Source organism: Stutzerimonas frequens (assembly GCF_024448335.1).
In the GTDB taxonomy this organism is placed as follows: domain Bacteria; phylum Pseudomonadota; class Gammaproteobacteria; order Pseudomonadales; family Pseudomonadaceae; genus Stutzerimonas; species Stutzerimonas frequens.
Genome location: NZ_JAMOHM010000003.1, coordinates 253977 through 277189 on the forward strand (window position 1 = coordinate 253977; position 23213 = coordinate 277189).

Below are 23213 nucleotides of genomic sequence, written 5' to 3' on the forward strand. Positions count from 1 at the left end.
AGAAAAGGAGGAGGACGACCATGACGCATGCACGCCCCGATGTGCCACAGCCCGACCCGATCGTGCACGACCAGCCGGGCGACGTGCCGCAGGTACCCTGCGCCGACGAGCTGGACGAGCACAAACCCGGCTCCCCCTATGGCAACCAGACGGTGGTGGATGCCGATAGCGCGCAGCCGGCCTGAGCGCTACTCGCCAAAGACCAGCAGGGGGTTGTAGCCGCTTCTGGCATAGACGCCCTTGTCGGCCAGCATCAGGTCCAGCGGCAGGCTGGCAAGATCGTCGGCGACCGGGTCAGCGCGGCCCTGCAGTTGCCGCAGCACGATCTTCAGGTAGCTTTCGCAGGCGCCGCAGGCTTCCGCCTGCACCGGCAGGAACGGCTCGCCCTGCTCATCGTCCAGCCCCAGATAGAGCAGCTGCCCACCCGTCTCGCAGTTGCTGCACTTGACCCGCTCCAGGTGCCATTCCGTTGCACACAGCGCGCAGTGCAGGAAGCGCACGCCGCTGCGATACGGTTCGTTGTGCACCACGCTCGCTACGGGCGGCGAGCCACAGCAAGGGCACAAGGCCCGCGCCTCGGCCAGCGGTTGCGCTGGCGGACGTGGCAAGGCCGCCGCCAGGCGCACCCAGGCCACCTGCAACGCTGCGGCCACCAGCGGCATCAGCCCGCGGGTCTCGGCGCTGCCGGCGCGCTGTTCCAGTACATCCTCGGCGATTGCCTGCAGTGCATCGGCATTCGCGTCACGCAGGGCCTGCAGCAGCGGTCTCTGCCGCTCACCGACATGCAGCGCCAGCGCATCGAGGATCGCGCGCAAATCACCCTGCCAGTCCAGATCGCGGCGCAACGCACGAAAGCCCAGCGGCGGCATGCGATGCTCCAAGGCTTGATCGAAGGCATCCGGCGCCGGACGCCAGGACGGTTCGCGCCCACTCAGGACCTGATGCTGGGCCTGTGCCAGGCGTGCCATGAAGTCGAGAAACTCGTCCAGCGCCGGCACCATGACCATCAGCTCGCGCAGGCGCAGCGCGCGGCGGCTGAACAGCTGGACGTCCGGTAGTACCACCTCTGGAGGCTCCATGATGGTGGTCGGCGCATAGCCGAACTCATGACCCGCCGCTCCGCGTTTTCCTTTCATGTTCGATTTCCTTGTTCAGTCATGTTTGGTTTCTCGAAGCCGCGGCATCGCCGGGCTCGCGATGGGGCAAGGCCGTCTCTTCGCCACGCTTGTCGCCGGCCATGACCTCGTCATACCAGAGCTTGTGGTGATGCCTGGCCCAGGCCGGGCTGACCCATCCCCGGGTCATCGCGCGAATCGAGCCCTTGACCCAGATGGCCGAGTAGATGTGGATGATCAGCGTGAGGATGGCGACGAACGCCGTTACCGCGTGGATCAGCGCCGCCCAGCGCAGCGCCCAGATCGGCATCTCGCTGGCCACCCAGGGTCGCCACAGCACCACACCTGTCACCAGCAGGACCGGCACCGTGGCCAGAAAAACCCAATACACCAGCTTTTGCCCGGCGTTGTTCTGGCCCACCGGCGGCAGCCGCTCGTCCCGGTTGGACAGCACGTCGCCGATCTGCCGCGCCCATTGCACGTCGTAGCGGCGGAACAGATTGGCGCGAAAGAAGCGCACCGCCTGGATCAGGAAGAACAGCGTCATGAACACACCGATGTACGGGTGCACGATGCGCGTCGGCTCCGGCCCGCCGAACAGTGCGGTGAGGCCGAAGAACGCCGGGTAGAACAGCGCCAGTCCGCTCAGCGTGAGCAGCACGAAGCAGATCGCGACGATCCAGTGGTTGGCCCGCGCCCAGGGGCCATAGCGCAGGATGCCTTTGCGTACGTTGGGATGACTCATGGCCGCCGCTCCTCGTCACGCAGATTCTGTTCACGGTCCGCCGAGGCTTTTTCCGCCTCGGGGTCGTCCTCCGGTTCTTCCTTCGGCCCCTTGGTCATGTAATGGAAGAAGCCGGCGAGTACGGACACGCCCAGCACCGCGGACATGATCGGCTTGGTCACGCCCTTCCACAGCTCCACCGTCGGGCTGATATGCGGATCCCTCGGCAGGCCACTGTAGATCTCCGGCTTGTCGGCGTGCTGCAGCACATAGATCACGTGGGTGCCGCCGACACCCGCCGGGTCGTAGATGCCGGCGTTCTCGTAGCCACGTTCGTTGAGTTTGCCGACCCGGTGCGCGCCGTAGTCGAGCATCTGGTCCTTGGTGCCGAACTGGATCGCGCCGGTCGGACAGCTTTTCACGCAAGCAGGCTCCAGGCCGTGATAGACGCGGTCGGAACAGAGCGTGCACTTGTAGGCCTTGTTGTCCTTCTTCGAGATGCGCGGAATGTCGAACGGGCAGCCTGCCACGCAGTAGCCGCAGCCGATGCAGTGCTCGGAGTTGAAGTCGACGATGCCGTTGGCGTACTGCACGATGGCGCCGGGCGACGGGCAGGCCTTCAGGCAGCCCGGCTCGGCGCAATGCATGCAGTTGTCCTTGCGAATCAGCCACTCCAGGCCGCCTTCCTCGTTTTCGTACTCGGAAAAGCGCATGACTTCGAACGATGACGGGGTCAGGTCCTGCGGCGCGTTATAGGTACCGTCGCATTCGCCGACCTCGTCGCGCAGGTCGTTCCACTCCATGCACGCCACCTGGCAGGCCTTGCAGCCGATGCACACCGACACGTCGATGAGCTTGGTCACCTTCTCCACGCCGCCGGAGCGGATCTGCGGCGAAGGCTCGGTGGTCGCCGAACGCGCGATGATGTTCTGCAGGTTGATCTGGTCACCTCGCATCAGGCGTCTCCTATAGCTTCTCGACGTTCACCAGGAACGACTTGAATTCCGGGGTCTGGGTGTTGCCGTCGCCGACGAAGGGCGTCAGCGTATTGGTCAGGTGAGCCTTCCTGGCCACGCCGGTGAAGCCCCAGTGGATCGGGATACCGACCTGATGCACGGTGCGCCCGTCCACCTGAAGCGGCCGCAGGCGCTTGGTCACCACCGCCACGGCATCGATATGCCCGCGCTTGGAGCGCACGCGCACCTTTTCCCCCGCAGCGATGCCCAGCTCGCCAGCCAGCACCTCGCCGATCTCGACGAACTTTTCCGGCTGGACGATGGCATTGAGCAGCACGTGGGTCGTCCAGTAGTGGAAGTGTTCGGTGAGGCGGTAGGTGGTCGCCGCATACGGAAACTCCTCGAACGTGCCGAAGGTGTCGCGATCTTCCGCAAAGATGCGGGCAACCGGGTTGTGATAGGCCAGCGGGTTGTCCGGATGCAGCGGGTTGTTCGGAATCGGCGATTCCAGCGGCTCGTAGTGTTCGGGGAACGGCCCCTCGCCCAGCCACTCGCTGGCGAAGAAGTGCCCGGTGCCGCTCTCGGTGAGGATGAACGGCTTGACGTCGTCTTCCGGCGGCGCGGCCACCGGGTAGTCCGGCACATCGGCACCGACCCAGCGTTCACCGTTCCACCACACCAGCGCACGGTTCGGGTCCCAAGGCGTGCCGTCCGGGCGGGCCGACGCGCGGTTGTAGAGAATCCGCCGATTCAGCGGCCAGGCCCAGGCCCAGCCGAGGGTGACGCCGATGTCGTACGGGTCCGAGTTGTCGCGCCGGTCCATCATGTTGCCCTGCTCGGTCCAGGCGCCCGAGTAGATCCAGCAGCCGCAGGACGTCGAACCGTCCGCGCGCAGCTCGCCGAAGTCGTTGAGCAGCTCGCCCTTGCGACGGATGATCCGCCCCTGGTCATCGATGTCCGCCAGCGCGCGGCCGTTGTATTCCTTGGCCAGCTCCGACGCGGCGGGATGCGCCGGGTCGCTGTAGTCCCAGGTCAGGTTGAGGATCGGCTCGGGGAAGGCGCCGCCCTCCTGCTGGTAGAGTTTCTGCAGGCGATGGAACAATCCGGCGAGAATCGCCGTGTCGGTCTTCGCCTCACCGGGCGGCGGTGCCGCCTGGTGGTGCCACTGCAGCCAGCGCGAGCTGTTGGTGATCGAGCCGTCGTCCTCGGCGAAGGTGGTGGTCGGCAGGCGGAACACCGCGGTCTGGATCTGGCTCGGATCGACGTCGTTGAACTCGCCATGGTTCTTCCAGAATTCGCCGGTTTCGGTGGCCAGCGGGTCCATGACGACCAGCCATTGCAGCTTCGACAGCCCTTCCAGCACCTTGGCCTTGTTCGGGAACGCCGCGAGGATATTGAATCCCTGACAGAAAGCGCCGGTCATCTTGCCCTTGGTCATGTCGTTGACCGCGTAGAGCACGTCGTACAGCGGCTCGGACAGCTTGGGCAGCCAGTCGTAGCACCAGTCGTTATCGGCAGTTGCCGCCTCGCCATAGAACGCCTTCATCATGCTGACGAAGAAGCGCTCGTAGTGCTTCCAGTACGACACCTGATTGGGCAGCAACGGCTTGCGGATCTTCTCGCGGATGTAGTCCTCGTAGCGCTGGGCGCCAGCCGCCGGTAGCGTCATGTAGCCCGGCAGCAGATTGGACAGCAGGCCGATATCGGTCAGCCCCTGGATGTTGGAATGCCCGCGCAACGCATTGACCCCGCCGCCGGGCATGCCCATGTTGCCCAGCAGCAGCTGGACCATGGCGCCGGTGCGGATCATCTGCGCGCCAATGGAGTGCTGCGTCCAGCCCAGGGCATAGAGGATGGTCATGGTCTTGTCCGGCGCCGCGCTCTGTGCGAGCAGGTCCCAGAGCTGCAGGACCTTGGCCTGCGGCATGCCGCAGACGCGCTCGACCATCTCCACCGTGTAGCGGCTGTAGTGCTGGCGCATCAGCTGGAACACGCAGCGCGGGTGCTGCAGTGTCTCGTCGCGGCGGACGAAGCCCTGCTCGTCGAGGTCGAAGTTCCAGGTGGCCTTGTCGTACTGGTGGCGCTCCTCGTCGTAGCCGGTGAACAGCCCGTCGTTGAACTCGAAGCCTTCGCGCACCAGGTGTGCCGCATCGGTGTAATGCAGCACGTATTCGTGGGCGTAGCGGTCATTCTCGATCAGGTAGCTGATCAGCCCGCCAAGGAAGACGATATCTGTCCCGGTACGAATCCAGGCGTGATAGTCCGCCACCGCGGTGGTGCGGTTGTAGCGCGGGTCGATGGAGATCAGGATCGCGTCGCTGCGCTCCTTGGCCTGCATGACCCAGCGGAAGCCCACCGGATGCGCCTCGGCCGAATTCCCGCCCATGGACAGGACAATATTGGCATTGCGGATGTCGACCCAGCTGTTGGTCATGGCACCGCGACCGAATGAAGGGGCAAGACCTGCCACCGTCGGTCCGTGTCAGACGCGCGCCTGGTTGTCGAGTTTGAGAATACCCAGCGCCCGAGTGATCTTCTGCGTCAGGTACGCCGTCTCGTTGGTGCAGGCCGAGGCCGCCACCATCGAAGTGGTCATCCAGCGGTTGACCTGCCGCCCCTCCTCGTCCTGGCTCTCGAAGTTGCGGTCGCGGTCGTCCTTCATCAGGCGGGCGATGCGGTCGAGCGCCTCATCCCAGCTGATGCGCTTCCACTCATCGGTGCCCGGCTCGCGTACCAACGGGTAGCGCACCCGCGAATCGCTTCTGATGAAGTCGAGCACACCGGCGCCCCGCGGGCAGAGCGAACCGCGGCTGACCGGATGATCCGGATCGCCCTCGACATGGAAGATGTGGTCATGGCTGTTGATCGCTCCGTCACCACGTGCATACAGCAACATGCCGCAGCCGACCGAGCAGTACGTGCATATGTTGCGGGTGACCTTGGCACCGGTGAGCTTGAAATGCCGCACCGAGGCCAGCGCCTCCTGCGGGGCGAACCCCATCATCGCCATGCTGGAAGCGCCCAATCCGGCTGCGCCGAACTTGAGAAACTGCCGCCGGGATACTCGTGCCGTCATCGGTATCTCCTGTCATGAATGCTCGGCTCAACTGCTAGAGGGTCGACTGGGTACGGCTGGCAGAGGTTCAGACGGGATGACGGGCGGCTCTACCGCCGGGGATGCAAGGTGGTCGGAATGCGCTGCGTCCCGTCGGAAGCGTGACTGCGAGGATGCATAAAGGGCCGCTTAGCGGCCCTCGCGCAACCGCTCGAGCAGCTCCCGTCCCAACCGCTGGCGGGTGTTGCCGTAGTCGGACCAGGGGTCGTCGCTGCGCGTACTCAGGTAGTCGCGGACGTTGCCTAGCCGCCACTGATCGGCGCCCTCCAGGTGGCGCACTTCTTCCAGGCTCACCGGCAGCGACACGCCAAGGCCGGGCCGCGCCCGCACCGAGTAGGCGGCGACGGTACTGGCGCCCTTCTGGTTGCGCAGGTAGTCGACAAAGATGCGCCCAACACGATTCTGCGGGCCCATCTTGTCGACGATCAGCTGCGGCGACTCCCGCGCCAGCCTCTCCGTCACCGAGCGCGCGAAGCTGCGCGCGCAATCCCAGTCGTGGCGCCGCTCGATCGGCACCACCACATGCATCCCGCGCCCGCCGCTGGTCTTGAGGAAGGCGCGCAGCCCCAGCTCGTCCAGCAGCGCCAGGGTCAGCTCGGTAGCCTCGACCATGCTCGCCCAGGGCAGTGCCGGGTCCGGATCCAGATCGAAGATCACCCGGTCCGGTCGCTCGATGCGATCGCTGCGGGCGTTCCAGGTATGGAATTCGACGCTGCCCATCTGCACCGCCTCGATGACGGCGGTGATGTTGTCGGCTTGGATCAACCGGGCGTGCTCGGGATCGAGGTTTTTCGGCAGCGCACGCATGTGCGGCATCTTCAACCGGCCGCAATGACGCTGGAAGAAACTCTCACCGCCTATACCTTCCGGCGCGCGGACGATGGAAAGCGGTCGCCCGGCGAGGTGTGGCACCAGCCAGTCGGCCACCGCCAGGTAGTACTCTGCCAGGGCCAGCTTGGTGGTGCCGCTTGTCTCGTCGATCACCCGCTGATGGCTGCTGATGCCGACACCGCCTACCAGTGGGCGAGCGCTGTCCTTTCGCGCGGCCATGCCTCAGCTGGCCTTCTTGCTGGATTTGCTGCTCGCCGCCGGTGCCTTGCGTGTGCGTGACGAGCTGGACGACTTGCTGGTCTTGGCCTTGCTCGCAGGCTTGGATTTGGCTGGCGCCTTTTCCGGCGCGTCGTCCTCTTCGTCCGCCTCGGCGGCGCGCGCCTTGCCCGGCTTGGCAGCCAGGCTGCGCTTGAGCAGCTCGGTGAGGTCGATGACATCCGCCGAGCGGCGATCCACCGCCTCTTCCGGCCCGCCCACGGCTTCCAGCTTGCCTTCGCGTGCCTTCTTCTCCACCAGGTCCATGATCTGGTCCTGGAAGGTGTCCTTGTACTGCTCCGGCTTCCACTTCTCGGTCATGTCTTCCACCAGACGCTTGGCCATGTCCAGTTCGCGCTCGGCCAGGTCCGGATCGAGCGCTTCGTCCTTCAGTTCGAGGTACTCGACGCCGCGCACCTCGTCGGCCCAGCGCAGGGTGTTCATCACCAGCGCCTTGCCCAGCGGCATCACCACCGCCAGATGCTGCTTGTTGCGCAGCACCACGTTGGCGATGCCGACCTTGCCGGTCTGGATCAGCGTCTCACGCAAGAGCGCATAGACCTTTTCCCCACGCCGGTCCGGGGTCAGGTAGTACGGCGTGTCGATGTAGAGAAAGGAGATGTCCTTGGCATCGACGAAGGCGACGATGTCCACGGTCTGCGTGGCCTTGGGATGCGCCGCCTTGATCTCGTCGTCGCTGATGACCACGTAGTGGCCCTTCTCGTACTCGACGCCCTTGACGATGTTCTCGCTGTCGATGTCCTCGCCAGTGGTCTTGTTGATGCGCTTGTAACCGACCCGATCCATGCTGCGCTTGTCCAGCCAGTCGAAATCGATGCCCTGCCGCGTAGTGGCCGGCACCAGCGCCACCGGGATGTGTACCAGTCCGAAACTGACCGCGCCTTTCCAGATTGTGCGTGGCATACCCTGTACTCCTTCGCGTAGGTGCCGGCCTGCGGTCAGCCGTTGACCACGGTGCCGCCGTTGACGTGAATCACCTGCCCACTGACATAGGACGCATCGCTGCTGGCCAGATAGACGTAGGCCGGCGCCACCTCTTCAGGCTGGCCGGGCCGTTTCATCGGCACGTTGGAGCCGAACTCGGCGACCTTGTCGGCATCGAAGGTGGAGGGAATCAGGGGCGTCCAGATCGGTCCCGGCGCCACCGAGTTCACCCGGATGCCGCGCTCGGCCAGGCTCATGGCCAGGGCACGGGTGAAGGCGACGATGGCGCCCTTGGTGGAGGAATAGTCGATCAGCATCGGGTTGCCCTTGTAGGCGGTCACCGAGCTGGTGTTGATGATCGAGGCGCCTTGCTGCAGGTGCGGCAACGCCACCTGGGTCAGCTGGAACATGCCGAACACGTTGGTACGGAAGGTCTGCTCCCACTGCTCCGGCGGGATGTCCTCGAAACGATCACGGGGATGCTGCTCGGCAGCATTGTTGACCAGGATGTCCAGCTTGCCGAACTGCCCCAGCGTCTCGTCCACGACCTTGCGGCATACATCGCGGTCGGCCACGTCGCCGGCGAAGGTCAGGCAGCGCCGGCCGTGTTGCTCGACGTCCTTGCGTGTCTGCTCGGCGTCCTGATGCTGGTCGAGGTAGAGGATCGCCACGTCGGCGCCTTCGCGAGCGAACAGCACCGCCACCGAGCGACCGATACCGCTGTCGCCGCCGGTGATGACGGCGACCTTGCCGGCGAGCTTGCCAGCGGCCTTGTAGTCCTCGCCGCGATATTCCGGGCGCGGGTTCATCAGCCCTTCCTTGCCGGGTTCCGCCTGCTGCTGTGGGGGTAGGGTCTGATTGTCGTCCGCCATGAAAAATCCTCCGTCAAGGTAGTGAGCCTGTCTTCGGAGGACTGGAACGCTGCGAGAAAAGTTTCTGCGGGGCGATGAGAGGGCCCTGTACAGGGCCCTCGGATGGTCAGTTCAGCGTCAGCACGACACGACCACGGGGTACGCCGCTTTCGACGTACTGGTGGGCCTCGACTGCCTGCTCGAAGGGGAACTGGCGGTCGAGCTGTGGCCAGATCAGCCGGTCCACGGTGAGCTGGTTGATATGCTGCAGCGCACGCTCCACGGCCTCGCGGTTCTGCTCGATGCCCAGCTCCGGCTGCCCGGTGAAGTCGCACAGGCAATGCAGGAAGAACTTGAAGTTCTTTTTGAAGGCCGCGCAGACCGGTAGCGCGGTCTCGTTGCCGCCGTTCATGCCATAGAGGATCAGCTTGCCCAGCGGCGCCATGACATCGCCGAGCAGCTTCATCTGCGAGCCGCCGCAGGCATCCAGCACCACCTCGACACCGCGCCCTTCGGTCAGCTTCTGCAGGCGACCGACCAGGTCTTCTTCCTCGGTGACGATCACCGTCTCGGCACCCAGTTCACGCAGGTAGTCACGGTCTTCGCTGGTGTCACAGGTGGCGATCACCCGTCCGCCCAGCGCCTTGGCCAGCTGCACGGCAGCCGGGCCGGTGCAATGCGCGGCCTGGTTGATCAGCACGTACTGACCGGGCTCCAGCTGAGCCAGTTCGACCAAGGCGAAATAGCTCACCAGCATCGGCGTGTAGTGGATCGCCGCCTCGCTGGCGCTGAGCATGTCCGGGTAATGCACCAGGGCCTGCTGCGGCAGCAGCGCGTGTTCGGCATACAGCGGGTACTGATTGAGATCGTGGGCGGGGAAACCCGCCACCTGGTCGCCGACGCTGAAGCCCTGGACGCCCTCGCCCACCGCCAGCACCTCGCCCGCCACCTCGCTGCCGAGCCCGGCGGGCAGACGCGCATGGCGCGGCGCCAGGTCCTGCCGCCAGAGCACGTCGTTCCAGCTCACGCCGACGGCGCGCACGCCGATCAGGACCTCGCCTGGGCCGGCAACCGGCACCGCGCGCTCTTCCTGACGCAACACGTTGGCCGGGCCGAACTGATGAAAACGGATGATGCGGGACATTGCGACCCCTCACTTACTACTGTGCAAACGGACTCTATCGTCAGTATCGTCACAACTCCAGCGAGCGACGCGGATTCCCATCGATAGTTGCCATGCACGGCAATGATGGGTTTGCGTATGTATCCTCGCGCGGCGCATTGCAGGTTTGTGCATTTCGAAAGCGGGATCGGGCATGCGCTCGCCGGTGCAAGCTGTCTAGAATGCACCGACCCACGAACCGGACCGTGGTCCGGCCATCAGGCTCGACGTGAACCAGGCATGAATCGCAACGACCTTCGCCGTGTTGACCTCAATCTGCTGATCGTCTTCGAAACGCTGATGCATGAGCGCAGCGTGACCCGTGCCGCCGAGAAGCTCTTTCTCGGCCAGCCGGCGATCAGCGCCGCACTGGCCCGCTTGCGCACCCTGTTCGACGACCCGCTATTCGTGCGCACTGGCCGCAGCATGGAACCCACCGCCCGCGCGCTGGAGATCGCCCAGCTGTTGTCGCCGGCACTGGACTCGATCTCCACTGCCGTGAGCCGCGCGTCCACCTTCGACCCGGCCACCAGCACCCAGGTGTTTCGCATCGGCCTGACCGATGAGGTCGAGTTCGCCCTGCTACCGCCGCTGCTGCGTCGCCTGCGCGCCGAGGCACCGGACGTGGTGCTGGTGGTGCGGCGCGCCAACTATCTATTGATGCCCGGCCTGCTGGCATCCGGCGAGATCTCGGTAGGCGTCTGCTACACCGAGGAGCTGCCGGCCAACGCCAAGCGCAAGGTACTGCGCCGGCCCAAACCGATGCTGCTGCGCGCCGACAGCATTCCCGGCCGGCTGAGCATGGAGGACTACTGCAGCCGCCCCCATGCCATGGTCTCCTTTGCCGGCGATCTCAACGGCTATATCGACGAGGAACTCGCCCTGCACGGCTGCAAGCGCAAGGTGGTGCTGGCGGTGCCGCAGTTCAACGGTCTGGCCAGCCTGCTCGCCGGCACCGATATCATCGCCACCGTCCCGGATTACGCCGCAGCCGCGCTGGCGGCCAACGGTGGCGTGCGCGCCGAGCCCTTGCCCTTTCAGACCAGCCAGGACTTCGAGCTGTCCATGGCTTGGCGCGGAGCTCAGGACAACGACCCCGCCGAACGCTGGCTGCGCTCGCGTATCCAGATGTTCGTCGGCGACCCGGATAGTCTGTAGGGCGGAAAACGGCGCAGCCTATTCCACGGGTATGCCGCCCCACGCACACCGCCTCGTCATTCCAGTGCCCTGCCCCAGCAGCTCCTTCTAGCAGTCCCGTAGGGTGGGCTTCAGCCCACTAAGCGTTCCCAGACATCAAGGCCCGTTGGTGGGCTAAAGCCCACCCTACGAATCCCCTCTCGAGTGTCCATACCTGACGCGACGGCACCAACACCTCGCACGACGTCCTCGCCCCGCGCTGATATCGAATGCCCAACCATCACCGCCAATGATATTCACCTTTGGCCCGTTCGATTTCTGCTGAACGACTTGACCACGCAGACTCCTGCCATCAACAAATCCGACTTGCGGAGTCAAGCATGGAACGTTCGCTCAACGCCTTGCGTTTTCCCCTTATTGCCCTGACGGTGCTGATCACCGCCGCCTGCGGCAAGGCACCGGAGGCCACCCAGTCGGGTACACCGCCGCCTGCGGTCAGCGTGGCCGAAGTCATCGAGCAGCAGGTAACCGAGTGGGACGAGGTCACCGGGCGGCTGGAGGCACCGGAGTCGGTGGAGATCCGCCCGCGCGTCTCGGGCTTCATCGACAAGGTGGCCTTCGAGGAAGGCGCGCTGGTGAAAAAAGGCGACCTCCTGTTCCAGATCGATCCACGCCCGTTCCAGGCCGAGGTCAAGCGGCTGCAGGCGCAGCTGCAACAGGCCCGCGCGACCCAGCAGCGCACGGCCGCCGAAGCCGAGCGCGGCGAGCGCCTGCGGCAGAAGAACGCGATTTCCGCCGAACTGGCCGATGCCCGTGTCAGCGCCGCCAGCGAAGCGAAATCCGCGGTCGCGGCGATCCAGGCGCAGCTGGACAAGGCCCAGCTGGACCTCTCCTTCACCCGCGTGACGGCGCCCATCGACGGCCGTGCCGGCCGCGCACTGATCACGGCCGGCAACCTGGTCAACGCCGGCGAGGCCCTGCTGACCACGCTGGTCTCCACCGACAAGGTCTACGCCTACTTCGAAGCGGACGAACGTCTGTACCTGAAGTACCGCGAGTTGGCGCGTCAGGGCGACCGCGGCGAGGCGACGCCGGTCTATCTCGGCCTCTCGGACGAGGACGGCCACCCGCATCTGGGCCACATGGACTTCATGGACAACCAGGTCGACCCGCGTACCGGCACCATTCGCGGCCGCGCGGTGTTCGACAACCGCGACCGCAGCTTCACCCCCGGCCTGTATGCACGGCTGAAGCTGGTCGGCAGCCCGACCTACGAGGCCGTACTGATCAAGGACGTGGCGGTGGGCACGGACCTGGGCAAGAAGTTCGTCCTGGTACTCGCCGAGGACGGCACCGTCGCCTACCGGCCGGTCGAGCTCGGGCCCAAGCTCGAGGGGCTGCGCATCGTGCGCGATGGCCTGGCCAAGGGCGAGCGCATCGTGGTCAACGGCCTGCAGCGCGTACGCCCGGGTAGCCCGGTGCAGCCCGAGTCGGTGCCGATGGCCGACGCCGAGACGCTGGCGGCGCTGAAGCAGCAGAACCGTGCGATCAGCGAGGCGATGAAGCCGCAGGTCGACGAGCGCACCCTGGCCCAGCGCCCGAGCAGCTGACCGTCCGACAGCAGTCCTGAACTCCGGCGCGCCAGCCGCGCCCATCCGATCGATCCGCCAGGGCGCGCCCGCCGCGCCCTCCCCCGGAGTGCGCCATGAATTTCTCGCAATTCTTTATCAAGCGGCCGATTTTCGCCGCCGTGCTGTCGTTGGTGATCCTCATCGGCGGCGCCATCTCGCTGTTCCAGTTGCCGATCAGCGAATACCCGGAAGTGGTGCCGCCCACCGTGGTGGTGCGCGCCAACTTCCCCGGCGCCAACCCTAAGGTGATCGGCGAAACCGTCGCCTCGCCGCTGGAACAGGCCATCACCGGCGTCGAGGGCATGCTCTACATGTCGTCCCAGGCGACCGCCGACGGCAAGCTGACGCTGACCATCACCTTCGCCCTCGGCACCGACCTGGACAACGCCCAGGTGCAGGTGCAGAACCGCGTGACGCGCACCATGCCGACCCTGCCCACCGAGGTGCAGCGCCTCGGCGTGACCGTAGACAAGGCCTCCCCCGACCTGACCATGGTGGTGCACCTGACCTCGCCGGATAACCGCTACGACATGCTCTACCTGTCCAACTACGCCGCGCTCAACGTCAAGGACGAGCTGGCGCGGCTGGACGGTGTGGGCGACGTGCAGCTGTTCGGCCTGGGCAACTATTCCCTGCGCGTCTGGCTCGACCCGAACAAGGTCGCCCAGCGCAACCTCACCGCCACCGACGTGGTCAACGCCATCCGCGAGCAGAACCGTCAGGTCGCCGCCGGCGCCCTGGGCGCCCCGCCGGCACCGGGCGCCACCGACTTCCAGCTGTCGATCAACACCCAGGGGCGCCTGGTGGACGAGGAGGAGTTCGAGAACATCATCGTGCGCGCCGGCGAGGACGGCGAGATCACCCGCCTGAAGGACATCGCCCGCATCGAACTGGGCTCCAGCCAGTACGCCCTGCGCTCGTTGCTGAACAACCAGCCGGCGGTGGCCATCCCGATCTTCCAGCGGCCGGGCTCCAATGCCATCGCCATCTCGGACCTGGTGCGCGAGCGCATGGCCGAGCTCAAGCAGAGCTTCCCCCAGGGCGTGGACTACGAGATCGTCTACGACCCGACCATCTTCGTGCGCGGCTCCATCGAGGCGGTGGTGCACACCCTGCTCGAAGCCATCGTGCTGGTGGTGCTGGTGGTGATCCTGTTCCTGCAGACCTGGCGCGCCTCGATCATTCCGCTGGCCGCCGTGCCGGTGTCGCTGATCGGCACCTTCGCGGTGATGCACCTGCTCGGTTTCTCGCTCAACGCGCTGTCGCTGTTCGGCCTGGTGCTGGCCATCGGCATCGTGGTGGATGACGCCATCGTCGTGGTGGAGAACGTCGAGCGCAACATCGGCCTCGGCAAGTCGCCGGTAGAGGCGACCCGCCAGGCCATGAAGGAAGTCACCGGGCCGATCATCGCCACCGCCCTGGTGCTCTGCGCGGTGTTCATCCCGACTGCGTTCATTTCCGGCCTTACCGGGCAGTTCTATCAGCAGTTCGCACTGACCATCGCGATTTCGACGGTGATCTCGGCGTTCAACTCGCTGACCCTGTCGCCGGCGCTGGCTGCGACCCTGCTCAAGGCCCACGATGCGCCGAAGGACGGCTTCTCACGGCTGCTCGACCGGCTGCTCGGCGGCTGGCTGTTCCGCCCGTTCAACCGCGTGTTCGACCGCGCCAGCCATGGCTACGTCGGCGTGGTGCGGCGCATCCTGCGCGGCAGCGCCGTGGCACTGCTGGTCTACGTCGGCCTGGTGGGCCTGGGTTATCTGGGCTTTGCCAGTACCCCGACCGGCTTCGTTCCGCAGCAGGACAAGCAGTACCTGGTCGCCTTCGCCCAGCTGCCGGACGCCGCCACCCTTGACCGTACCGAGGATGTGATCAAGCGCATGTCGGAAATCGCCGGCAAGCATCCGGGCGTGGAGAACACCGTGGCCTTCCCGGGGCTGTCGATCAACGGTTTCACCAACAGCCCGAACAGCGGCATCGTCTTCACCCCGCTCAAGCCCTTCGATGAGCGCAAGGACCCGTCGCTCTCGGCCAACGCCATCGCGGCGGACCTGAACGGTCAGTTCGCGCAGATCCAGGATGCCTTCATTGCCATCTTCCCGCCGCCACCCGTACAGGGCCTGGGCACCATCGGCGGCTTCCGCGTGCAGGTGCAGGATCGCGGCAACCTCGGCTATGAGGAGCTGTACAAGCAGGTGCAGAACGTCATCGCCAAGAGCGCCGACTATCCGGAGCTGGCCGGCCTGTTCACCAGCTATCAGGTCAATGTGCCGCAGGTGGACGCCGATATCGACCGCGAGAAGGCCAAGACCCACGGCGTGGCGATCGATGACATCTTCGACACCATGCAGGTCTACCTCGGCTCGCTGTATGCCAACGACTTCAACCGCTTCGGCCGCACCTATCAGGTCAACGTCCAGGCCGACCAGAAGTTCCGCCTGGCACCGGAGCAGATCGGCCAGCTGAAAGTGCGCAACAACCGCGGCGAGATGGTCCCGCTGTCGACCTTTGTCAGCGTCACGGACAGCGCCGGCCCGGACCGGGTGATGCACTACAACGGCTTCCTCACCGCGGAGATCAACGGCGCCGCTGCACCGGGCTACAGCTCAGGGCAAGCCGAGGCCGCCATGGAGCGCCTGCTTCAGGCCGAGCTGCCCAACGGTATGACCTACGAATGGACCGAGCTGACCTACCAGCAGATCCTCGCCGGCAACACCGCGGTGTTCGTTTTCCCGCTCTGCGTGCTCCTGGCCTTCCTGGTGCTGGCCGCGCAGTACGAGAGCTGGAGCCTGCCGCTGGCGGTGATCCTGATCGTGCCGATGACGCTGCTCTCGGCCATCACCGGGGTGATCCTGGCCGGCAGCGACAACAACGTCTTCACCCAGATCGGCCTGATCGTACTGGTCGGCCTGGCATGCAAGAACGCGATCCTCATCGTCGAGTTCGCCAAGGACAAGCAGGAAGAAGGCATGGACCGGCTCGCCGCCACCCTGGAAGCCTGCCGCCTGCGTCTGCGGCCGATCCTGATGACCAGCTTCGCCTTCATCATGGGTGTGGTGCCGCTGGTGCTCTCCAGCGGGGCCGGTGCCGAGATGCGCCATGCCATGGGTGTTGCGGTGTTCAGCGGCATGCTTGGGGTGACGTTCTTCGGCCTGTTGCTGACCCCGGTGTTCTATCTGGTGATTCGCGCCTTCGTCGAGAAGCGTGAAGCGCGCAAGGCGGTATTCAAGGAGGCCCGCGCATGAAGTTCTTCACCCTTTCCCTGCTCGCTCTGACCATCGCCGGTTGCGCGGTCGGTCCGGACTACCGCGCGCCTCAACCGGAGCCGGCGCGGTTGCTTCAGGCCGAGCATGGCGGCCACGACCGTTCGCGCTTCGAGGCAGCCTGGTGGCGGCAGTTCGAGGACCCGACGCTGGACGCCCTGGTCGGCGAAGCGCTGGATGAGAACCGCGAACTGCGCATCGCCTATGCCCGCCTGCGTGCGGCCCGAGCGATTCGCGACGACATCAGCAATGATCGTTTGCCGACCGTCACCGCTGGCGCCAGCGCTGATATCGGCAAGGCCCAGCAACCGGGGTTCAGCGAAGAACGGGTGAACGCCGAACGTTACGACCTGGGCCTGGACATGGCCTGGGAACTGGACCTGTTCGGCCGTATCCAGCGCAGCCTGGAGGCCAGCGAAGCGCAGGCCGAGGCCGCCGAGGCTGAGCTCTATCAATTGCAGGTCAGCCTGATCGCCGAGCTGGTGGATGCCTACGGTCAGCTGCGTGGCGCCCAGCTGCGCGAGCGGATCGCCCGCGACAACCTGGCCAACCAGCGCAATTCCCATGAGCTGACCGAGCAGCTGCGCGAAGCGGGTGTCGGCAGCGAACTCGATGTGCTGCGCGCCGATGCCCGTCTGGCGGCCACCGAGGCGAGCCTGCCGCAGCTCAGGGCACAGCAGGTGCGTGCACGCAATCGCATCGCCACCCTGCTCGGCCAGCGCGCCGATCAGCTCAGCGTCGACCTCTCGCCCCGCGAGCTGCCGGCAATCGCCAAGCCGCTACCGATTGGCGATCCCGGCGAGCTGCTGCGTCGGCGTCCGGACATCCGTGCGGCCGAACGTCAACTGGCGGCGGCAACTGCCAATGTCGGCGTAGCCACAGCCGATCTGTTCCCGCGAGTGAGCCTTTCCGGATTTCTCGGTTTCATCGCCGGGCGCGGCTCGCAGATCGGCTCCAGCGCCGCACAGGCCTGGGGCGTGGCGCCGAGCATCAGCTGGGCGGCGTTCGACCTGGGCAGCGTGCGCGCCCGTCTGCGCGGTGCCGAGGCGGATGCCGACGCCGCGCTCGCCGGTTATGAGCAGCAAGTGTTGCTGGCGTTGGAGGAATCGGAAAACGCCTTCAGCGACTACGCCAACGCCCAGCAGCGCCTGCTCTCGTTGATCCGCCAATCGACGGCCAGCCGCGCCGCCGCACAGCAAGCGGAAATCCGCTATCGCGAAGGCACGGCTGATTTTCTCGTGCTGCTCGATGCCGAACGCGAGCGACTGCAGGCAGAGGATGCCCAGGCCCAGGCCGAGGTGGAGGTCTACCGCTCGGTTGTGTCGTTGTACAAGGCGCTCGGGGGTGGCTGGGACCTCGGTGGTCAGTCCGCTCGCCTCGCGGTTTCGGCGGCCGGTCAGGCGAAAATGTGACACGGTGCCGCTCCCGTCTGGTTGGTTGGGGAAAGCGCTTTCAGTCGTCATCTATCTTTGGCATAACGAGCGGCTGAAAGCCTAGAGGTGTCCTGTGGCTCAGCCGCACGGATGCACTGCCAACCAACCAGAATAAAGAGTCTTTCATGAAGCCGATCATTACCCTTGCCGGGCTCGTGCTGGCGGCCGCCAGCGCACTGGCCCAGGCAGAGCCCGTCGTCATCAAGTTTTCCCATGTTGTGGCTGAGGACACCCCCAAGGGCAAGGGTGCGTTGATGTTCAAGCGACTCGCCGAGGAGCGCCTGCCCGGGCAGGTACGTGTCGAGGTATACCCGAACTCGACGCTGTTCGGTGATGCCACGGAGCTGGAGGCATTGCGCAACAACGAAGTGCAGCTGCTGGCGCCGTCACTGGCGAAGTTCGAGCAGTACACCAAGCAGCTGCAGGTATTCGACCTGCCCTTCCTGTTCGACGATATCGACGCGGTAAACCGCTTCCAGAAGCGCACCAAGGGCAAGCAGCTGCTGCGCTCCATGGAAGACCAGAACATCACCGGCCTGGCCTACTGGCATAACGGCATGAAGCAGCTCTCGGCGACCCGCATGCTGCGCCTGCCGAGCGATGCCTCGGGGCTGAGCTTCCGCATCCAACCCTCTGCCGTGCTCGAGGCGCAGTTCGGTGCTGTCGGCGCCTCAACCCAGAAGATCGCCTTCGCCGATGTCTACGATGCCCTGCGTACCGGTACCGTACAGGGCGCGGAGAACCCCTGGTCGAACATCTACAGCAAGAAGATGCATACCGTGCAGCCCTACATCATCGAGAGCGACCACGGTGTGCTCGACTATATGGTGGTCAGCAACACCCGCTTCTGGATGGGCATGCCGCACAAGATTCGTTTCGAGCTGGAAGCCATCCTCGACGAGGTGAGCTACATGGTGAACCGCGAGGCCGAGGAGCTGAATCAGGCCGACCGCGAACGCATTCGCCAGGCGGGAACGACCGAAATCGTCAGCCTGACCCCGGAAGAGCGCGAGCGCTGGCGCGAAGCGATGCGTCCGGTTTGGCAGCAGTTCGAACCGGTGATCGGCGCCGACATCATCAAGGCAGCCCAGACCGTCAATCGCAAGCAGCGCAAATGACCGCCGCGCGCGACGCCGCTTAGGACGCAAAAGCCCCGCCGATCATGCGGGGCTTTTTTTTCCGGCAGCGACCTCGCGACTGGAATCAGGGCGCGTCCGGCGAAGCCGCAGCCGTCGGTGACTGATCCAGCTGCGCGCTGTCCCAGCCACCGCCCAGCGCGGCGATCAGCAGCACACTGGCGGTCAGCCGATCGCCCAGCAGGGTCAGGTTGGTGCGCTCGTTGTTCAGCGCGGTGGTCTGCACCGTGGCAACGCTGAGGAAATCGACGGTGCCTGCCCGGTACTGGTTCTCGATCAGCCGCAGCGATTCCTGAGCGGCCTCCAAGGCCTCACGCTGAACCACTGCCTCCTCTTCCAGCACACGCAGCTGCACCAGGTAATCCTCGACCTCGCGGAAGCTGTCGAGCACGGTCTGTCGGTAGTTGGCGACCGTCTGGTCGTAACTGGCTTCGGCGCGCTCCAGTTCGGCGCGCCGGCTGCCGAAGTCCAGCAGTGTCAGCGCGAGTTGCGGGCCGAGCGACCAGAACCGGTTGGGCACGCTGAACAGGTCGCTGAAGCTACTGTTGCGGTAGCCACCGCTGGCGGAGAGCGTCAGGTCTGGATACCAGGCCGCTTCGGCGACGCCGATGTTGGCGTTGGCCGCCATGACCTGGCGCTCGGCGGCGGCAATATCGGGACGCCGCTCCAGCAACTGTGACGGCACGGCTAGCGGCACGCCCGGCAGCGCCGGGATGTCCTCGCGCACTGCGATGTCCAGCTCCGAGGGCGCAACGCCGATGAGCACGGCAATCGCGTGTTCCATCTGCGCCCGCTGCCAGCGCAGGTCGATGGCCTGGGCCTGGGTACTCTTGAGTTGTGTCTGCGCCTGGGTGACGTCGGATTTCGGCACGATACCGGCTCGATACTGGTTCTCGGTCAGGCGCAGCGAGCGTGCGTAGGCCGCGACGGTCTGATCAAGCAGGCGCTGATGTTCGTCGATCACCCGCAGTTGCAGGTAGGTCTGCACCAACTCGGCCTGCAGGCTCAGCCGCACCGCGGCCAGGTCTGCAGTGCTGGCCTGCATGCTGGCGCGGTTCGCTTCCAGATTGCGCCGCAGCCGGCCCCAGATGTCCGCTTCCCAGGACGCACTCAGGCCTGCTTCGTAGCTTTCGCTGACGCCACTGCTGAACGAGCCGCCGCTGGTGTCCGAGCTACCGCTGCCCTGCGCCGAACGGGTCACGCCGGCGCTGCCGGAAAGGATCGGGAACAGCTGCGAGCGTGCACCACGTACCAGTGCCCGGGCCTGACGGAACTGAGCCTCGGCCGCTGCCAGGTTCTGATTGTCGACATTCAGCCGGCCGACCAGGGCGTCCAGCTCGGCATCGCCATAAAGCCGCCACCACTCGCCACGCGCCAGCACATCGGCCGGCGCCGCGGCTTTCCAGCCTTCAGCCTGCTTGAACTCGGCGGCTACCGGCAGTTCCGGCCGTTGATAGTCCGGCCCCAGGGTACAGGCACTCAACGACAGAGCCAGAACGGCAGCGGCGATGGGTTGCAGGGGCATCTTCAGCGACAACGGGTTCATAGCGAATTTTCCAGGGCAGCATCGGTGCGTACACCGCGCCAGCTGTTGAAACGATGACGCAGACGGTCCAGGTACAGATAGACCACCGGCGTGGTGTAGAGGGTCAGGATCTGGCTCAGCAGCAGGCCACCGATGATGGTCAGGCCCAGCGGCTGACGCATTTCGGCGCCTTCAGCGCCGCCGAGCAGCAAGGGCAGCGCGCCGAGGATCGCCGCCATGGTGGTCATCAGAATCGGGCGAAAGCGCAACAGGCAGGCTTGGTGAATCGACTCGGCGGGCGACAGCTTGTCCTGGCGCTCGAACTGCAGCGCCAGGTCGATCATCAGAATGGCGTTTTTCTTCACCACGCCGATCAGCAGGAACAGCCCGAGCAACGAGATCAGGCTGAACTGGTTGCCGGTGAGGATGATCGCCAGCAGCGCGCCGACTCCGGCCGATGGCAGCGTCGAGAGAATGGTCAGCGGGTGAATGTAACTCTCATAGAGAATGCCCAGCACGATGTAGACCAGCAGCAAGGCGCCGAGGATCATCAGCGGCTGGCCCTGTTGAGTGCTCTCGAAGGCGCTGCCGGTGCCGCCGAGACGGCCCTGTACCTCGCTCGGCAGGCCAATTGCCGCCACCGCCCGCTCGATCGCCAGCGTTGCCTGGTCGAGGCTGACGCCCGGGGCGAGGTCGAAGTCGATGTTCTCCGCAGCGAACTGGCCATCATGGCTGACCCGGTCTTCTTCCAGACTGCGCTCGTAGCGTGCGAAGGCCGCCAGCGGAACACGGCGACCCTCCCCGGTGATGACGTGAATCTGTTCGAGTACCTCAGGGTAATCGGCGTAGCCTGGGTCGATTTCCATTACCACGCGGTACTGGTTGAGCGCCTCGTAGATAGTGGAAATCTGCCGCTGACTGAAGGCGTTGTTGAGCAGCGTGGTCACCGTGCTCATGTCGATGCCCAGACGCTTGGCGGCATCCCTGTCGACCTTGAGGGTGATCTGTTGCGCTCCTTCGCCATCATTGGCGTCGATGCTGGTCAGCTCGGGCAGCGCCGAAAGCGCCTGGGTGACCCGTGGCACCCAGGTGCGCAGGTCGCCGAGATCACTCGCCAGCAACGTGTAGGAATAGGCCGAGCTGCTCTGCCTGCCGCCGCCGAACTGCAGATCCTGGTCGGCCATGAGGAACATGCGCCCGCCGGGCACTGTGGGCTGGTTCTTGCGGATGCGCTCGATCACCTTCTGCGCCGAGATCTTGCGCTCGCTCAGGGGCTTGAGGCGCACGATCATGAAGGCATTGTTGATGCCGCCCTGCCCGCCGATAAAGCCGGCCACGCTCTCCACTGCCGGATCGGCCAATACCGCCTTGCGGAAAATCTCCATCTTCGGCTGCATGACCTGGAACGACAGGCCGTCGTCGCCGCGGATGAAGCCGGTCAGCTGACCGGTGTCCTGCTGTGGAAGGAACGTCTTGGGCACCTGCACGTAGAGCACCACGTTCAGCGCAATGGTCGCCAGCAGGCTCAACAGGGTGATGCGCCGATGACGCAGCGCCCAGCTCAGCGAGCGATCGTAGTAGCGCAGCAGCCACTGGTGCGCCGCGTGGCTCCAGCGCTGCAGGCGCCCTTCCGTCGCCGCTTCGTGGGATTTGAGCCAACGCGCGCAGAGCATCGGCGTCAGCGTCAGCGAGACCAGCAGGGAAACCAGGATCGCTGCCGCCAGGGTGATGGAGAACTCGCGAAACAGCCGCTCGACGATGCCGCCCATGTAGAGGATCGAGACGAACACCACCACCAGCGACAGGTTCATCGACAACAGCGTGAATCCGACTTCGCGGGTACCGACATAGGCGGCCTTCAACGGAGGCATGCCTTCATCGATATGCCGGGCGATGTTCTCCAGCACCACGATGGCGTCATCCACTACCAGGCCGGCGGCCAGGATCAGTGCCATCAGCGAAAGGATGTTCAGCGAAAAGCCGAACAGGTACATCACCGCGAAGGTGCCGACCAGCGACACCGGCACCGCCAGCGCCGGAATCAGCGCGGTGCGCAGGCGACCGAGAAACAGGAACACCAGCACGATGACCAGGCCCACCGCGATCAGCAGCGTGCGCTCGGCCTCGTGCAGCGTGGCGCGGATCACCGGCGAGCGGTCCATGGCGATATCCAGGTCGACGCTGCCCGGCATGATGGCCTGCAGCGCCGGCAACTCACGGCGAATGCCTTCGATGGTTTCGATGATGTTGGCACCGGCCTGGCGGTTGACGATCAGCAGCACCGCCTGCTCATTGTTGAAGAAACCGCTGTTGTAGCGGTCCTCGACCGAGTCCCGAACCCGTGCCACGTCACCCAGGCGCAGCGCGGCGCCGTCCTGGTAGCGGATGATCAGCGGCGTGTAGTCGGCGGCCTGGTGGAGTTGGTCGTTGGCGCGCACCTGCCAGTGCCGGTCGGCGTCCTCGACCATGCCCTTGGGCCGGCGCACGTTGGCATTGGCGATGGTCTGGCGCACCTCGTCCAGCGAAACGCCGTACTGTTCCAGCTGTTGCGGCTGCAATTCGACGCGCACCGCCGGCAACGAGCTGCCACCGACCTGGATCTCGCCAACGCCGGACACCTGCGACAGCTTCTGCGCCAGGATGGTGGAGCCGATGTCGTACAGCTCGGCCTTGTCCAGCACGTCCGAGGTCAGCGAGAGCACCATGATCGGCGCCTGGGACGGGTTGATCTTGCGATAGGTGGGCATGCTGCGCATGCCGCTGGGCAACAGGTTGCGCGCGGCGTTGATCGCTGCCTGCACATCGCGGGCAGCTCCATTGATGTCGCGATCCAGATCGAACTGGATGATGATCCGCGTCGAGCCCTGGCTGCTGCGGCTGGTCATCTGGCTGACCCCGGCGATGCTGCCCAGCGAGCGCTCCAGTGGCGTGGCCACGCTGGAGGCCATGATTTCCGGGCTGGCGCCGGGCAGGCTGGCCTGCACGGTGATCACCGGGAAATCCATGTTCGGCAGCGGCGACACCGGTAGCAGGCCGAAGCTGACCCCACCCAGCAGCAGGATCGCCAGGCTGAGCAGCATCGTCGCCACCGGGCGGGCGATGAACGGGGCAGAAAGGTTCATGCCTGCCCCCGC

The 23213-nt window shown here is 65.4% G+C and carries 16 protein-coding genes; 6 read left to right on the forward strand and 10 right to left on the reverse strand.

What is annotated here, in order from left to right; translation table 11 throughout:
* Nucleotides 1-20 precede the first annotated feature (20 nt).
* Nucleotides 21-185 (forward strand): hypothetical protein, encoded by a 165-nt coding sequence (locus NAO55_RS06160; protein ID WP_013982827.1) that lies wholly within the window; start codon nucleotides 21-23, stop codon nucleotides 183-185.
* Between the two features lie 3 nt (nucleotides 186-188).
* On the opposite strand, the gene fdhE is transcribed toward NAO55_RS06160, so the two are convergent.
* The 8 genes from fdhE to NAO55_RS06200 all read right to left on the reverse strand — a co-directional run bounded on the left by fdhE (nucleotide 189) and on the right by NAO55_RS06200 (nucleotide 9936).
* Nucleotides 189-1136 (reverse strand): formate dehydrogenase accessory protein FdhE, encoded by a 948-nt coding sequence (gene fdhE / locus NAO55_RS06165; protein ID WP_063542247.1) that lies wholly within the window; start codon nucleotides 1134-1136, stop codon nucleotides 189-191.
* Nucleotides 1137-1155: 19 nt separating this feature from the next.
* Nucleotides 1156-1860 carry a formate dehydrogenase subunit gamma gene (locus NAO55_RS06170; RefSeq protein ID WP_102841066.1) on the reverse strand — a complete coding sequence of 235 codons (705 nt, stop codon included), beginning with the start codon at nucleotides 1858-1860 and terminating at the stop codon, nucleotides 1156-1158.
* A complete protein-coding gene (gene fdxH / locus NAO55_RS06175) occupies nucleotides 1857-2795 on the reverse strand; it encodes a formate dehydrogenase subunit beta (RefSeq protein ID WP_102841065.1) in 939 nt (312 codons plus the stop codon). Before fdxH ends, NAO55_RS06170 begins: the two co-directional genes overlap by 4 nt.
* A 10-nt stretch (nucleotides 2796-2805) precedes the next feature.
* The gene (gene fdnG, locus NAO55_RS06180; RefSeq protein ID WP_146030737.1) at nucleotides 2806-5871 is read right to left on the reverse strand and encodes a formate dehydrogenase-N subunit alpha; all 3066 of its coding nucleotides are present in this window, start codon (nucleotides 5869-5871) and stop codon (nucleotides 2806-2808) included.
* A gap of 168 nt (nucleotides 5872-6039) precedes the next feature.
* Nucleotides 6040-6960 carry a non-homologous end-joining DNA ligase gene (gene ligD / locus NAO55_RS06185; RefSeq protein ID WP_102841062.1) on the reverse strand — a complete coding sequence of 307 codons (921 nt, stop codon included), beginning with the start codon at nucleotides 6958-6960 and terminating at the stop codon, nucleotides 6040-6042.
* 3 nt (nucleotides 6961-6963) lie between these two features.
* A complete protein-coding gene (ku, locus tag NAO55_RS06190) occupies nucleotides 6964-7920 on the reverse strand; it encodes a non-homologous end joining protein Ku (protein WP_014596735.1) in 957 nt (318 codons plus the stop codon).
* 35 nt (nucleotides 7921-7955) lie between these two features.
* The gene (locus NAO55_RS06195; protein ID WP_102841061.1) at nucleotides 7956-8813 is read right to left on the reverse strand and encodes an SDR family oxidoreductase; all 858 of its coding nucleotides are present in this window, start codon (nucleotides 8811-8813) and stop codon (nucleotides 7956-7958) included.
* A gap of 106 nt (nucleotides 8814-8919) precedes the next feature.
* Nucleotides 8920-9936 carry a zinc-dependent alcohol dehydrogenase family protein gene (locus NAO55_RS06200; RefSeq protein ID WP_102841060.1) on the reverse strand — a complete coding sequence of 339 codons (1017 nt, stop codon included), beginning with the start codon at nucleotides 9934-9936 and terminating at the stop codon, nucleotides 8920-8922.
* Nucleotides 9937-10194: 258 nt separating this feature from the next.
* Between NAO55_RS06200 and NAO55_RS06205 the strand changes: the two genes are divergently transcribed.
* The 5 genes from NAO55_RS06205 (at nucleotide 10195) to NAO55_RS06225 (ending at nucleotide 18536) form a co-directional block, all read left to right on the forward strand.
* Nucleotides 10195-11112: a LysR substrate-binding domain-containing protein gene (locus tag NAO55_RS06205; protein ID WP_014820192.1), complete on the forward strand. Its 918-nt coding sequence runs from the start codon at nucleotides 10195-10197 to the stop codon at nucleotides 11110-11112.
* Between the two features lie 359 nt (nucleotides 11113-11471).
* Nucleotides 11472-12701, forward strand: coding sequence for a multidrug efflux RND transporter periplasmic adaptor subunit MexE (gene mexE, locus NAO55_RS06210; RefSeq protein ID WP_041105470.1), 1230 nt, complete (start codon nucleotides 11472-11474; stop codon nucleotides 12699-12701).
* A 95-nt stretch (nucleotides 12702-12796) separates the two neighbouring features.
* On the forward strand, nucleotides 12797-15967 hold the full coding sequence (locus NAO55_RS06215) for an efflux RND transporter permease subunit (RefSeq protein ID WP_102841059.1): 3171 nt from the start codon (nucleotides 12797-12799) through the stop codon (nucleotides 15965-15967).
* Nucleotides 15964-17397, forward strand: a complete 1434-nt coding sequence (locus tag NAO55_RS06220; protein WP_102841058.1) for an efflux transporter outer membrane subunit — start codon at nucleotides 15964-15966, stop codon at nucleotides 17395-17397. Before NAO55_RS06215 ends, NAO55_RS06220 begins: the two co-directional genes overlap by 4 nt.
* A 146-nt stretch (nucleotides 17398-17543) precedes the next feature.
* Nucleotides 17544-18536: a TRAP transporter substrate-binding protein gene (locus tag NAO55_RS06225; protein ID WP_063542227.1), complete on the forward strand. Its 993-nt coding sequence runs from the start codon at nucleotides 17544-17546 to the stop codon at nucleotides 18534-18536.
* A gap of 85 nt (nucleotides 18537-18621) precedes the next feature.
* On the opposite strand, the gene NAO55_RS06230 is transcribed toward NAO55_RS06225, so the two are convergent.
* Together NAO55_RS06230 and NAO55_RS06235 are read right to left on the reverse strand one after the other, a co-directional pair.
* Entirely contained in the window at nucleotides 18622-20100 is a 1479-nt protein-coding gene (locus NAO55_RS06230) for an efflux transporter outer membrane subunit (RefSeq protein ID WP_102841057.1), read from the reverse strand.
* Nucleotides 20097-23201 carry an efflux RND transporter permease subunit gene (locus tag NAO55_RS06235; RefSeq protein ID WP_102841056.1) on the reverse strand — a complete coding sequence of 1035 codons (3105 nt, stop codon included), beginning with the start codon at nucleotides 23199-23201 and terminating at the stop codon, nucleotides 20097-20099. The genes NAO55_RS06230 and NAO55_RS06235 overlap by 4 nt, the downstream gene beginning before the upstream one ends.
* Nucleotides 23202-23213 lie beyond the last annotated feature (12 nt).